We start from the raw sequence: 13,842 nt of genomic DNA on the forward strand, positions 1-13,842 counted from the left end.
AGTGGACGGGGGGAACATGCGACTTATAACGCTAAAGATTTTTCAATCAAATCATCAACATCTAATTCAAAAACACTTTCAAGAGCAGTTGCAAAACTTAAATTGTCCTGATCTTCTATCATTTTACGGAGAAACAAATCGTTATCGGCGCATAGGGCTTTTAACGTTCTTATCCTATTAATATGCTTAGCGCGATCAGAGTATACTTCGGCTTTGTTTACGCCTAAAAAATCAATGAGATTTTGTGCCTCGATATCATCAGCATTTAATGGAACGAAAATGCCGTCTTCGTATTTTATTCTATCTTTTATATCAATATCGTAAGGGATTAATATAGGCAGAAACGGTTCGATGAATTTGGGTTTGTGACTATTTAGCCAATGTAAGGTAGCGTACCAGTTATAATAGCCGTCATTGGTAGTATTCTTTTCACGGGGATCGAAATGCTCGATATCAACGCTATCAGTATGTTTTATGTAGCGTTCAGAGTAGGCACAAAACCCGCTTTGTTCTTTTATTAATGCTTTGCGGATTTTATTTCTGTCAGAAACATTTTCGTAACTAAGGTTCCCGGAAACAATAGCCGAAGTATTTTCCTTCCTAAAATACCTCATTGCCAGAGAAGTTGTAATCGTTACCTATTTGCATAAATTCATCTAATAACCGGCTTTTTTCCTGATCATCAGCAACTTTAGGTATTATTCTTTTGAGTTCGATATAACGCTCCCATTTTTTGATACCTTCCTTGCCTAATAGGCTGCGCACATTGAAATCTTTTACCAATAAATCGTTAGGATCATCACCTATTGGTGTTTCTCCTGTACGGGTATATACGGTTCCATCATCGTTAAAATCTAAGATAATTCGTTCGTAAGACTCAAACTGAGCTGCAATAATGGGACTATGAGTGGCTACAAAAAATTGAGTATTTTTAATAAAGCCCAAATATGTTTCTATCAAACCGTATAAAAAATCAGGATACAGATTATTTTCGGGTTCATCTATTAAAAGAAATCCGTTTTGAATATCCCTGTTAAAATACAAGGAGTATATATGCCCTAATCTGAAAATAAAATTTCTGATCCCGTTGCTTAACTGATTGTAGCCAATCCGTTGGCCCCCACCTTTTATATTTATATATGCTTTTAAATTGTCGTTTAATTGTACTGGATTACTGGCATTTTTGCTGTCGAATTCTAAATTTGCCTTATTTAATATGCGGTCCCAGAGAATGGCGATTTCATCAAGTATTTTAGGGTTGTTTTTTTCAAATTCCTCCTGTACCTCCCTCACTGTTTTATCGAGATTTATATCAAGGTTTTGAAATTCGCGTAAATCATTTTCTCGTTTTTTAACTTGGTAGGTTAATACGTTCCAGAAATTTTTTATTGAATCGTTTGATATCAGATGTGCATAAGGAAATAAATCGAAAAGTTTTATTGCTTCATTTAACGATGTTTGCGGAACATCATTAATTTGAGAATAGGCGTTGTGATCACTTTCAGAAGGGACATAAATTAATAAGTCAGATGAGTTTTTAGCAAAGGGTATTTTAGAAAGAACTTCATCTGTATTGTTATATTTAAATAAAGAATAATCTTTTACGAATTTTAATGGATTATCGAAATATTTCTTTTTCCAATTATTAATACCGATTATGTTTTCATTAAATACACAGTAATGATCTACAGTTGATTTCAATACGTATAATTTAGTTCCTTGTAGCTCAATTTTAAAAATTACACTGATGCCTGAATTAGCAAGTAATAAGTGTATGTTATGATAAATTAAGGTAAGTAGAGTTGTTTTACCTGTCCCATTCCTCCCAATAAAACAAACCTTATCCAAGGCCTGTCCGGCTTTTTCATGCCCGGCAGGGTAGGTAAAATCAAGCTCGAAGTTCTTAAATTGTTGGTAATCGTATAGGTAAATGCCTAATAATTTCATATCCTCAAGTTACACTATATTAATTAAACCGTCAATTCATCAATATTAACTCAACACATTCCTCCAGCTCACCAGATCGCCAATGATCTTATCCAACTGATCGGCAGCTACGCGCTCCTGGGCCATGCTGTCGCGGTGGCGGATGGTTACGGTATTATCTTCTAATGTCTGATGATCTACAGTGATGCAGAAAGGCGTACCTATGGCATCCTGACGGCGGTAGCGTTTACCGATGGCATCTTTTTCCTCGTACTGGATATTGAAATCAAGCTTCAGTTTATCCATGATCTCGCGGGCTTTCTCCGGCAGACCATCTTTTTTAGTAAGCGGGAAAATAGCAGCTTTCACCGGTGCCAGGCAAGGGTGCAGGCGTAACACGGTACGGCTGTCTTGTTTCTCTTCGGTGCTCAGGTCTTCCTCTTCGTAAGCGTTGATCATGGTAAGCAGGAACATCCTGTCTAAACCTATTGATGTTTCAATTACGTAAGGGATATAGTTACCGTATGGTTTACCTGTTTCAGGATCAACCTCCGGGTCAAAGTATTGCATTTTTTTGCCTGAGAACTCCTGGTGCTGGCTCAGGTCGAAATTGGTACGGCTGTGGATGCCTTCAACCTCTTTAAAGCCAAACGGAAATTCAAACTCAATATCATAAGCAGCATCGGCGTAATGAGCCAGTTTGGTGTGCTCATGGTAGCGATATTTTGCGGCATCGGTACCCAAAGCAAGGTGCCATTTTAAGCGGGCTTCCTTCCACTGGTCAAACCATTCTTTTTGAGTGCCGGGGCGAACGAAGAATTGCATCTCCATTTGTTCAAACTCGCGCATACGGATAATGAACTGACGGGCAATAACCTCGTTACGGAAAGCCTTACCAATTTGCGCAATACCGAAAGGGATTTTCATCCTGCCCGATTTTTGCACGTTTAAGTAGTTTACGAAGATACCCTGAGCAGTTTCGGGACGCAGGTAGATAGTATCTGCATCATCAGCAACAGCGCCCATCTGGGTGCTGAACATGAGGTTAAACTGGCGCACTTCTGTCCAGTTGCGGGTACCGCTTACAGGGCAGGCAATTTCGTGCTCAATGATCAGATCGCGCAGGCGCGGCAGGTCTTCGGCTTTAAGGGCCTCATCCATATCGTGCTGTAGTTTTTCTGCCTTATCGGTTTTGCCTTCGTTATCGTATTTGGCTATTTTATCTTCCAGTAACTGATCGGCGCGGTAGCGTTTTTTTGAGTCTTTATTATCGATCATCGGATCGCTGAAGCCATCAACGTGACCGCTTGCTTTCCAGATCTTAGGGTGCATAAATATGGCCGAATCGATACCCACAATGTTATCATTCATTTGCACCATAGCTTTCCACCAGTAAGTTTTGATGTTGTTTTTGAGTTCGGCACCGTTTTGGCCGTAATCATAAACTGCACTTAAGCCATCATAAATCTCGCTGGAAGGGAAAACAAAGCCATATTCTTTGGCGTGCGATATAACATTTTTAAAAAGTTCGTCGGTTGATTTGCTCATAATAGCTGCAAAGATAATTTTTGATTTCGGAATTGGGAATTTCGATTTCGGATTTAGTTTGATTTAACGTTCCATCAGGGTCTATCGCAGAGGACCCTGATGGCTTCACCAAGCAGGTACGCCTGCTTTTCGCACGTTATATAATAGTCTGCCGTTACAGCAGAACATCAGGGGCCTCTACGAGTTTAAGTTAGCCCACAAAATTGTTTTGCCGTTTAATCAGCAAGGCGTTCTGTTTTGCCCAGAGGGGGCAAAGGGTATTTCTATACTTTTTATGCTACAAACCTTTTGCACCTCTGGTGCATCTGTCCTTAAGCATCTCAATTAATACCTGATTACCTTGTAAAACCTTGCCGGCCCCAGCGGGGCCACGTGTTTATAGCATTAAAAGAAGGCTTTTTTTGGCTCCGTAGGTGCCTACTGTTGAACTTTCAGATTGGTGAATTTTGTGGGTTAACTTAAATCTACGAGAGACCCTGATGGGACACAAATGAGTTTGATTTCGGAATTGCCTGGATGGCAGGGTGTCCGTCCGTCCAGGGGATAGGCATCTTTGGACGGACGGACACCCAATGTTGTGATTGATTCTTTAAATTAAAGAAATTTCTTTATATTTGTATGTCGGGTTATAATCTTGAATAAAGCTTGTCCGCTTTTGTTCGCCCATATCCGTTCCCCCGGACGGACGGACACCCACATCCGAAATCGTGTATCTCCACATCTTCTACAGATCGGCAGCATCCGCTTCCTTTCAAAGCAATATATAAATATTAGCTATTGGAGGGGTATTTTCTAAAAACATCATTTTTGCTAAAAACACGCAAGGCAGGTGTTATTTAAAGACAGATTCTTTACTTGATTGAGCTTGTTTAACAATCCTTAACTATACACATGGTTCTGTAAACCGTACAATTCCTTGCTACTATCACTCAATAGTTATTTGGGGGTTTATTGATTTTGCAGGATATAATGTCTCAATATCCAGTTATTCGGTCAACTGTTTCTCATAATTTGTAAACCATTTACAATTATTACCAATAGTTATAAACTATTGGCTGTTTTGCATTATTATTGTATTAAGCCTACGATACCGATCACAAATGGAACAAATCGTTAAAATACTCTCTGCAAAATACGTTACCCACAATGTGAGGCAATTCAGGCTTGAAAAACCTGCCGGTTATAGCTTTATACCTGGGCAGGCTACTGAGTTATCAATCAATAAGGAGGGTTGGCGTGAGGAAACACGTCCTTTCACCTTTACCTGCCTTAACGATGATGATTACCTTGAATTTACGATTAAAACCTATACCGATCACGATGGTGTAACCAACCAGCTAAGCAAGGTTAAGGAAGGCGATGAGCTTATTATTCGTGATGTTTGGGGTGCTATTGAATACAAAGGTGCCGGTTACTTTATTGCAGGTGGTGCAGGTATTACGCCATTTTTGGCTATACTGAGGCAATTAAATAAGGATGGCGCAATAGGCGATAACAGGCTTATATTTTCTAACAAAACTGATAAGGATATTATTTTGAGCGATGAGCTGAAAAGCATGCTTGGTGCAAACGCGCATTTCGTTATTACTGGTCAAAAAGATAGTATGTATGATAACCGGCGTATTGATGCTGATTTTCTGAAAGCCGAAATAAAAGATTTCTCAAAGCATTTTTACATATGCGGCCCTGACGCTATGGTTGCTGAACTCAGCGACATATTAGGGCAACTCGGAGCTGATAGTGACTCCGTTGTATTTGAAAGGTAGTTTATGCGGAGACGCATCACGTGCGGTCTTCTATGCTTTGTCTTGCATGTTATCCCTGCATATTACAGACACATGTGGTGCGCCTCTGCAAAACACCTTTATTATTTAGTCAGCATTTATAAAACTGTACTGTCCGTCCGTCCGGGGGAATCACATAGTCCGACAGCAGGCGGACAGGCTTTATAAGCTACACGATTGTAATACGTTTTTTACAAACGATATGTTGTCCAGTGGTAGCAAAAAATTGTCGGAATGACATTCATATGAATTTTAGTAGACTAATAGTCCCGGGGACTGTCCGCAGGTTTTCACCTCCCTGAACGGACGGACAGATGTCGACCTTTCGTCCATCAACACTGTGCTACTCTTTTCCCGACATCCGCCAAATCTCAAATCTCAGGTCTCAAATCTCATATCTAATACCCCACATCTCATATCTAAAGCATATTTTTACAGCCATGAGTATCAGTGTTGAGGCATTAACCAAGGTTTACGGCGTACAAAAGGCTGTTGATGGCATTAGTTTTACTGCGCAGCCCGGTGTATTGGGCTTTTTGGGCCCTAACGGTGCAGGTAAATCAACCACCATGAAAATCCTTACAGGTTTTATTCCGCAAACATCGGGTACGGCATCGGTATGTGGGTTTGACGTGGCTAAGCAGCCTCTTGAGGTTAAACGCCGCATCGGTTACCTGCCTGAAAGCAACCCATTGTACACTGATATGTATGTTAAAGAATCGTTGGGTTTTGTTGCAGGCATCCATAAAATTCATGAGCCTGCCAAACGTATTGCCGATATCATTGAACAAACAGGCCTCGGCCCCGAGCAGCATAAAAAGATTGGGCAGCTATCAAAAGGCTATCGTCAAAGGGTAGGACTGGCGCAGGCCATGCTGCATGATCCCGAAGTACTGATACTGGATGAGCCAACCTCCGGTCTCGATCCTAACCAACTGATCGGCATCCGTCAGTTAATTCTCGACCTTGGCAAAACCAAAACCATCGTACTGTCAACCCATATTATGCAGGAGGTTGAGGCGGTATGCAGTCAGGTGATCATCATTAATAAGGGTACTATTGTAGCCAACGATACCCTGCAGCAGCTCCGGAAAAACAATGGCGGTAAGTCGCTCGAGGAGGTGTTTATTAGTCTAACCAATAATTAAAAAACACGTCATTCTTCATACCCGAAAGGATGTGGTGAAATAATCGTTTTTTGTTATTATTACACCTAACTATTACCCATTTAATATTTTTTAACATTTTTTGTAACGAAGTGCCGGTTTATTGCATCTATATAAGCAAACCCGGCGAAGCGGAGGTACCCCGCCTTGCCAACCTTTATTACATTATTGTTATATGAAAAAACTACTTTTATCATTAGCCTTTTTAGGCTTCATGGCCGTAGCGGCCCACGCACAATCATCATCAGATGGAGGCAAATTTAGTATAGGTGTTGAAGCCGGCTTACCGGTTGGCGACACGCACAACATTTCAAATTTTGCCATTGGTGGATCACTTAAGTATGATCATCCTATTGCCGATCATTTGTATTTAACTGGTTCGGCTGGTTATACCCGCTTTTTGTATAAAAGTGAGGTTAAAGATTTTTTAAACAAATCGGGCGAAGGATTTATTCCGGTTAAAGCGGGTATTAAATACTTTTTTGACGATGCCTTTTTTGCAGAAGGTCAGTTAGGCGCTGTATTCAGCACCGAAAGTGGCGGCGGTACCGGATTTGCTTACGCTCCGGGCGTAGGTTATAGCTTTGCCGGTGGACTGGAAGCTGGCGTACGTTACGAAGGCTGGTCGCACGATGGCACTGTAAGCCAGGTAGCGCTGCGGGTAGCATTCAAATTTTAAATATTTTAATTAGCATAGGGGGCCGTTTCCAAAAGGGAACGGCCTTTTTTAATAATATCTTCATCGTTATAGGCAGATCAATATAGTATCTTCGGCGCGGTATGAAAAAACTGTTATTGCTGCTCCTTATTTTTCCTGCTTTTAAAATCTATGCCCAGGATGTACCTAAACCGTCTACCGCTTTTAGTGCCGGTGTTGAGTTTGGTATCCCATCCCGAAGCCTGTATAATGTAGGTGTTGGTGCATCGCTTAAGTTAGAACAGCCGGTGCTAAGCCCGGTAAGTTTGACGCTTACGGCAGGGTTCAGTAGTTTTTTTCGTAAAGATTCTCCGTTTAACAATGGCCATTCGGGCGGCGATATTTTTGTACCCTTAAAAGCAGGGGTAAGGTATAACGTAGGTTCGGGCGTGTTTTTGGAAGCCGAAGCGGGTAGTGCTATTGAACTTAATTATGATGAGCGCAAGCTGTTTGCCTTTTCCCTTGGTCCGGCCATTATGATTCCTACGGGCACAGATAGCCGTAATTTTGAATTAGGACTGAGGTACGAGAGTTGGTCGGCCCATACCTTACAGCAAACAGCTATCAGACTTGCTTATAGGTTTGGCAGGTAATTATATTTGTTTTTTGTAGCGATATATTGCCGAAGGGCGTATTATTGTTAAACAGCACCTGCAACCTTTATAATATGACCGATAAACCTATCTGCATCCTCCTAATTTTATTATTTATTGTGTTTTCATTTGCAGCTAAAGCACAGCGTGGCAAGCAAACATCGTTAAGCGCAGGTTCTGAAATAATTGTACCGCTTAATATGGATTACCGCAGGGATAACGGCACCGACTTTAATACAAACCTCGGTTTTAGCATTAACCTTAAGCTGGAAAAACCCATAACCGAAACCCTGCACTTTACAGCTGCCACCGGTTTGGTTTTTACCGAATCAAACCCGCAGTATTTATATTTAAATTTTAACCCCAACTATTCAGGCTCATCAAACGTTTTCTACGATAATGGCTATCATGATCTTTATGCCTATCTGCCCGTAACTGCAGGCTTAAAATATTACTTTACAAAATACTTTTATGTAAATGCCGAAGCGGGCAGCGCTTTCAGTATCAATAACAGGGCTCGCACCTCGTTTATTTATGCAGGAGGGGCAGGGGCTGTTGTGCCAATTGGCCCTCATCACGGGCTCGATTTTGGGTTGCAGCTTGAAAGTGGTTATAAAAATACCGATTATGATCACCCTATCAGTCAGCTGGGTTTAAATGTAACTTATAAATATAGGTTTTAGAGTTTTGCAACTTGTCCGGTTTTTGGCCGCAGGTGGTGGTTCCCGAAACGGACGGACACCGGGTTAGTAGCTGGCACTAAGCGGCAGATTGCAATAGTGTTGTGGATTGTCTGTAAGTTCAAGCGTCTCCGCAAATTCAAGCATCCTTCGCTTGAGCTACGCTTTAACGTAAGCGTGGACGCTTGCCTGAGTTTCGGTTCAAGCGGAGGACGCTTAAGCCTGCCATAGAAATAAATCCGAAATCGAAATTCCGAAATCCGATATCCAAACGTTGCACTTTGCTTTGGCGCAATATTGTTGTAATTTCGGCGCTTAACACAATATATTATAACGTGCTGAGCATCCTTAAAAAAGAAATAATATCCTACCTCAGTTCGCTGGTGGCCTATGTTACTATCGGTGTGTTTTTATTGGTGCTGGGCTTGTTTTTATGGGTATTCCCCGATTCAAGCATCCTGGAATATGGCTATGCCGGGCTCGAAAGCCTGTTCAGCACTGCACCTTACCTGTTCATGTTCCTGATCCCAGCCATAACCATGCGCTCCCTTGCCGAAGAACGTAAGGAGGGGACCTTTGAGCTGTTGTTTACCCGCCCTTTAAAAGATTGGGAAATAGTACTGGGTAAATACCTTGCCTGTTTATTAATAGTTCTTTTTGCCTTACTGCCCACACTGGTTTATTACTATTCGGTAAATGCATTAGGGATGCCGCATGGCAATATTGATACCGGGGCTGTAATAGGTTCATATATTGGTTTGTTTTTATTGGGTGCTGTATTTGTGGGGATAGGTTTGTTCACTTCATCTATCACCAAAAACCAGATCATTGCCTTTACGATATCCGTTTTCCTGTGTTTCTTTTTTTACAGTGGCTTTGATTCAATCAGTCAGCTGTTATCCCTGCAGGACCTGGGCTTGCAAAATTTAGGTATCACCCAGCACTATGATTCGGTAAGCCGTGGTGTATTGGATACCCGCGATCTGGTTTATTTCATCATCACCACTGGTATATTTATATGGCTGACCCTTTTTTTGCTGGCAAAACAGCGCCAGAAGGGCTTGGGCGGTACTGTGATGATCAGTGTGTTGGGAGTTTTGGTTTTTCTGGGGATACTATCATCATTTACTTTTACCCGTTTTGATTTTACTGCCGAAAAGCGTTATACCATATCGCCAATCAGCAGGCAAATTATGGATAACTTGCCTAAGAAAGTAAAAGTGGTAGTTTACTTACAGGGCGATAACCTGCCGGGCGGATTTAAACGCCTGCAAAGCGCCACGCGTGATATGCTGAGCGATTTACAGGCTTACAGTCACGGCAAGATTCAGTTTGAGTTTCGCGACCCGCTGAAGGGTTTAAATAACGATCAGCAGAACGAGGTGATCCAGAATATGGCTGTCGAAGGTGTTGAACCAACAAACCTGAGCGTTAAAACAGATAATGGTGTATCACAAAAGCTGATATTTCCATCAGCGCTGGTATCGGCAGATGGGAAAGATATCCCGGTGAAGCTGCTGCTGAGCAGGATAGGTCTTTCGCCAGATGAAGTGCTGAACAACTCTATCCAAAACCTGGAGTATGCATTTTCATCAGCCATAAAGAAGGCCGATAACGGAGGCCGACCGCAAATTGGTTTTACCGAAGGGCACCACGAACTAACCGACCTGCAACTGAACGACGCCATGAAAACCCTTGCCGAAGGTTTCCAGGTAGGCCGGGTTGATTTGAATGCCATTTCGTTTGCCGATCTGCAAAAGATCAAATTACTGGTAATAGCCAAGCCCGATCAAAAGTTCAGCGAGGTAGAGAAATTCAAACTCGACCAGTACATCATGCACGGAGGCCGGGTGCTATGGGCTATAGACCAGGTAAGCGCCGAGCTCGATAGTCTTCGCGGGCATGGTGGCGAGCAGCTCGCTTTCCCCAAACAGCTTAATCTGGATGATCAGCTTTTCCGTTATGGTATTCGTATCAATTACGATTTGATAGCTGATATGAATTGCTCGCAGATTCCTATCAGTACAGGCAATGTTGGCGGGCAGGCGCAGATCCAGATGCTGCCATGGCTGTATTACCCGGTTTTTATACCCTTAAGCAAGCATCCGGTAGTAAAAAATTTAGATGGTATCAGCAGCGAGTTTGCAAGTACCATCGATATCCTCGATACCAAAAACGTAAACAAAACGGTGCTGCTAACTTCATCGCCTTATAATAAAAAGCTAACCGCCCCGCATATATTATCATTACAGGCTTTAGAGCAGGAGCCCAATCCCAAAGAGTTTCAAAGCACGCCTAAAATAACCGGCGTATTGCTGGAAGGTAGTTTTGTAAGCGATTGGCAAAACCGCCCGCTCCCCGAAGGACTTAAAGAGCAGGTTGCCATACAGCAGCAAAGTGTGCCCACTAAAATGATAGTGATAAGCGATGGTGATGTTTTAAAGAACCAGGTAGGCAGCGATGGCTCGCCTTATCCCTTAGGTTATGATCATTATACACATCAAACCTACGGCAATAAAAACCTGCTCCTTAACATAGCCGATTACATGACCGACGATTCGGGACTGATAGCCCTGCGTACCAAGGAAATCAAGATCCGCCTATTGGACAGGGCGCGCATCCGCAGCGAAAAAATGTACTGGCAGCTGGTTAATACCATTGCACCGCTGGTTTTAGTGTTAATATGTGCTATTTTTCAACATTATTTACGCAGGCAAAAGTATGCCCGTTAAATTTTCTATTTTTGATAGATTAATTACAACCATATGAGATTTATTGTTTCTACCTCAACATTACTCAAACAACTGCAATCGGTAAGTGGTGCGTTAAGCAGCAGTACTGTGCTGCCGATACTGGAAAACTTTTTGTTCGAGATAAAGGATGGGAACTTGACCATTTCTGCTACCGACCTGCAAACCAGCATGACCACCTCTTTACCGGTTGAGGCTAAAGAGAACGGCAGGATTGCTATCCCGTCGCGTATATTGTTAGAGACCCTGAAATCATTACCCGAGCAGCCTGTTGCTTTTTCGGTTGATGATAAAACCTTCGCCATTGAAATTAATGCAGGCGATGGTAAATACAAACTGAGCGGCGAAAACGGTGAGGATTTTCCAAAGATCCCCGTTGTTGAAAACGCATCGTCAGTAAACCTGCCTGCTTCAGTTTTAGCGGAAGCTATCAACAAAACCATTTTCGCGGTAAGTAATGACGAGCTTCGCCCGGCTATGACAGGTGTTTACTGCCAGCTAAGCACATCGGCACTTACTTTTGTTGCTACCGATGCACACAAACTGGTTCGTTATCGCCGTAAAGATGCAAAGGCTGCAAGCACTACATCGTTCATCCTGCCTAAAAAAGCTTTAACCCTGCTTAAATCATCATTACCAAGCGATGATGTGAATGTATCGGTTGAGTATAACACCACAAGTGCTTTCTTTAAGTTTGGCAATATCAACCTTGTTTGTCGTTTAATTGACGAACGTTACCCTGACTACGAGGCGGTTATCCCGCAAAATAACCCTAATAAATTAAATATCGACAGGCTTACCTTCCTGGGTTCGTTAAACCGTGTGGCTATTTACGCTAACAAAACCACCCATCAGGTAAGGCTTAAAATAAACGGCAGCGAGTTAAATATCTCGTCAGAAGATATTGACTTTGCTAATGAGGCCCACGAGCGTTTAAGCTGCCAATATGAGGGCGAAGACATGGAAATTGGATTCAATGCAAGATTTTTAATAGAAATGTTGAAGAATTTAAGTTGCGAAGAAGTATCTTTGGAAATGTCAACTCCAAACCGTGCCGGCTTATTGCTGCCACAAGGCGGAGATGAGAATGAAGATGTGCTGATGCTGGTTATGCCGGTGATGCTCAATAGCTATGCTTAAGTGTAAACTTAAATTATAAATCCAAAACTAAGTCCGGTATCATAAACCGGACTTTTTTTGTTCAACACCCAATACCAAAAATTACAGTAAGCAGTTATAGCTTATAATTGTATATGAATATAAAGGTTAAAGTTTTATTGATGATGGCGGTAGCAGCGGGTTACCTTGTATCGTGCAAAAAAAACAACGATAAGCCCGATGTGGTAGATTCGTCAACATCATCGTTAAATGTTATTAATGCTACCTTCAATAATGTTAATGTTTACATTAACGGTACAAGGGTAAACAATACAACAACTTTTTACCCGGGCGGCACGCTTGGTTATATTTCGGTAAAAGCGGGTACACAAAACTATTCGGTTAAGTTAGATGGTCCTAATAACCCCAATCCGCTGTTTAGCCTACCCTTAACTTTAAGTAAGGATTCGGTGTATTCATTTTACATAGGCGGTAATTCAACAGATCAGGTTTTTAAAACTACCGATGTATTGGTTGCCGATACAGGCAGTTCTCCAAAAGCAAAGATCAGGTTTGTAAATGCTTCGCCGGATGCGGGGAATATAAGTGTACATTTTGAAGGTACAACGGCTGCCTTAGATACCGAAAAAGTAAAGGATCTTGCTTTTAAAGGTACCTCAACTTTTTATTTGGTAGCGCCGGGAGAGCATAATATGGCGATGCATTCGGCGGCGTTTCCGGGTACTATTGTAAGGGATACGGTGTCACTAACTGCCGGCAAGATATACACCTATTACGGTTTTGGTAATAAAAGTACCGGTTTGGCAACAGGCCTGTTCACTAATCAATAATTACATTAATGGCTAATAAAAATAAAAGCAAGGTACTGGTTTCGTTTTTTGTAGCTGTGATATTCGGCCTTGTTGTTTGTGCTGTTTCATCATGCGGTAAGGGGGGCAATGCATCAGCTGTAGGCCTTAATACCGGGCTTCAGATAGTTAATTTGAGCCCCGATATTCAACCGGTATATCTTTATCAGCATTATATCAGGTATAGCACCACTACTTATACTTATCCAAACAGTTCGGGTTATTTTTACCTTTCAACACTTGAACCGCCTTTGCAATTGCGTACGGCAACTGCGGCTCCGGTAATTTTGCTTCAGTTTGATACCACACTTAAGGCCAACCGGAAGTATACCATGTTTATAACCGGCTTCAGAAAGGATAACTCATTTGTGAGTTCATTTATAGTATCCGATAGTACAAGCCTGCCAACAATAGGAAAGGGAAAAGTGAGGTTTGTGCATGCTTCGCCCAATACAGCTGCGCTGGATTTGCGGGCTAATGACACACTTGTTGTAAGTGGTACAACTTTTAACAAGGTATCTAAGTACGTTGAGCTTACTGCCGGTAATTATAACTTTACCATCACTACAACCCGAACGCCTACCAAAATTGAAACAACCCTGCAAAATATAACTATACAGGACGGGCGTGCTTACACCATTTACACCCAAGGCATTGTTGGCAGTGCCGACTCCCTGGCTTTTGGTGCAGGAGTACTTACTAATAATCTGCTTAGTAAGACACTTCAATAG

General features: G+C 42.0%; 12 protein-coding genes. 9 read left to right on the forward strand and 3 right to left on the reverse strand.

Features of this window, described 5'->3' with window-relative positions:
* Window positions 1-23 precede the first annotated feature (23 nt).
* The 3 genes from AC59JO_RS11100 to AC59JO_RS11110 are packed head-to-tail and all read right to left on the reverse strand — an operon-like array spanning window position 24 to window position 3,474.
* Entirely contained in the window at window positions 24-614 is a 591-nt protein-coding gene (locus tag AC59JO_RS11100; protein WP_413666275.1) for a hypothetical protein, read from the reverse strand.
* Window positions 601-1,947: an AAA family ATPase gene (locus tag AC59JO_RS11105; protein WP_413666276.1), complete on the reverse strand. Its 1,347-nt coding sequence runs from the start codon at window positions 1,945-1,947 to the stop codon at window positions 601-603. The genes AC59JO_RS11100 and AC59JO_RS11105 overlap by 14 nt, the downstream gene beginning before the upstream one ends.
* A 45-nt stretch (window positions 1,948-1,992) precedes the next feature.
* A complete protein-coding gene (locus AC59JO_RS11110; protein ID WP_413666277.1) occupies window positions 1,993-3,474 on the reverse strand; it encodes a glycine--tRNA ligase in 1,482 nt (493 codons plus the stop codon).
* 1,100 nt (window positions 3,475-4,574) lie between these two features.
* Here AC59JO_RS11110 and AC59JO_RS11115 point away from each other — a divergent pair.
* The 9 genes from AC59JO_RS11115 (at window position 4,575) to AC59JO_RS11155 (ending at window position 13,842) form a co-directional block, all read left to right on the forward strand.
* A complete protein-coding gene (locus AC59JO_RS11115; RefSeq protein WP_413666278.1) occupies window positions 4,575-5,240 on the forward strand; it encodes an FAD-binding oxidoreductase in 666 nt (221 codons plus the stop codon).
* Window positions 5,241-5,698: 458 nt separating this feature from the next.
* The gene (locus AC59JO_RS11120) at window positions 5,699-6,406 is read left to right on the forward strand and encodes an ATP-binding cassette domain-containing protein (RefSeq protein WP_091213445.1); all 708 of its coding nucleotides are present in this window, start codon (window positions 5,699-5,701) and stop codon (window positions 6,404-6,406) included.
* 193 nt (window positions 6,407-6,599) lie between these two features.
* Window positions 6,600-7,103 carry an outer membrane beta-barrel protein gene (locus AC59JO_RS11125; protein ID WP_413666279.1) on the forward strand — a complete coding sequence of 168 codons (504 nt, stop codon included), beginning with the start codon at window positions 6,600-6,602 and terminating at the stop codon, window positions 7,101-7,103.
* A gap of 101 nt (window positions 7,104-7,204) precedes the next feature.
* A complete protein-coding gene (locus AC59JO_RS11130; protein WP_497305340.1) occupies window positions 7,205-7,714 on the forward strand; it encodes a hypothetical protein in 510 nt (169 codons plus the stop codon).
* A gap of 74 nt (window positions 7,715-7,788) precedes the next feature.
* On the forward strand, window positions 7,789-8,397 hold the full coding sequence (locus AC59JO_RS11135; protein WP_413666281.1) for a hypothetical protein: 609 nt from the start codon (window positions 7,789-7,791) through the stop codon (window positions 8,395-8,397).
* A gap of 332 nt (window positions 8,398-8,729) precedes the next feature.
* A complete protein-coding gene (gene gldG / locus AC59JO_RS11140) occupies window positions 8,730-11,126 on the forward strand; it encodes a gliding motility-associated ABC transporter substrate-binding protein GldG (protein ID WP_497305343.1) in 2,397 nt (798 codons plus the stop codon).
* Between the two features lie 33 nt (window positions 11,127-11,159).
* Complete coding sequence (gene dnaN, locus AC59JO_RS11145; RefSeq protein ID WP_091213461.1) at window positions 11,160-12,284, forward strand: DNA polymerase III subunit beta; 1,125 nt, start codon at window positions 11,160-11,162, stop codon at window positions 12,282-12,284.
* A gap of 113 nt (window positions 12,285-12,397) precedes the next feature.
* Window positions 12,398-13,093: a DUF4397 domain-containing protein gene (locus tag AC59JO_RS11150; protein ID WP_497305345.1), complete on the forward strand. Its 696-nt coding sequence runs from the start codon at window positions 12,398-12,400 to the stop codon at window positions 13,091-13,093.
* 8 nt (window positions 13,094-13,101) lie between these two features.
* Window positions 13,102-13,842, forward strand: coding sequence for a DUF4397 domain-containing protein (locus AC59JO_RS11155; RefSeq protein WP_413666284.1), 741 nt, complete (start codon window positions 13,102-13,104; stop codon window positions 13,840-13,842).

Source organism: Mucilaginibacter sp. A5337 (assembly GCF_059690695.1).

Coding starts and splice junctions, on each gene's coding strand:
- AC59JO_RS11125 (WP_413666279.1), top strand. CDS start 6,600: ATGAAAAAACTACTTTTATCATTAGCCTTTTTAGGCTTCATGGCCGTA.
- AC59JO_RS11105 (WP_413666276.1), bottom strand. CDS start 1,947: ATGAAATTATTAGGCATTTACCTATACGATTACCAACAATTTAAGAAC.
- AC59JO_RS11155 (WP_413666284.1), top strand. CDS start 13,102: ATGGCTAATAAAAATAAAAGCAAGGTACTGGTTTCGTTTTTTGTAGCT.
- AC59JO_RS11115 (WP_413666278.1), top strand. CDS start 4,575: ATGGAACAAATCGTTAAAATACTCTCTGCAAAATACGTTACCCACAAT.
- AC59JO_RS11110 (WP_413666277.1), bottom strand. CDS start 3,474: ATGAGCAAATCAACCGACGAACTTTTTAAAAATGTTATATCGCACGCC.
- AC59JO_RS11130 (WP_497305340.1), top strand. CDS start 7,205: ATGAAAAAACTGTTATTGCTGCTCCTTATTTTTCCTGCTTTTAAAATC.
- AC59JO_RS11135 (WP_413666281.1), top strand. CDS start 7,789: ATGACCGATAAACCTATCTGCATCCTCCTAATTTTATTATTTATTGTG.
- dnaN (WP_091213461.1), top strand. CDS start 11,160: ATGAGATTTATTGTTTCTACCTCAACATTACTCAAACAACTGCAATCG.
- AC59JO_RS11150 (WP_497305345.1), top strand. CDS start 12,398: ATGAATATAAAGGTTAAAGTTTTATTGATGATGGCGGTAGCAGCGGGT.
- AC59JO_RS11120 (WP_091213445.1), top strand. CDS start 5,699: ATGAGTATCAGTGTTGAGGCATTAACCAAGGTTTACGGCGTACAAAAG.
- AC59JO_RS11100 (WP_413666275.1), bottom strand. CDS start 614: ATGAGGTATTTTAGGAAGGAAAATACTTCGGCTATTGTTTCCGGGAAC.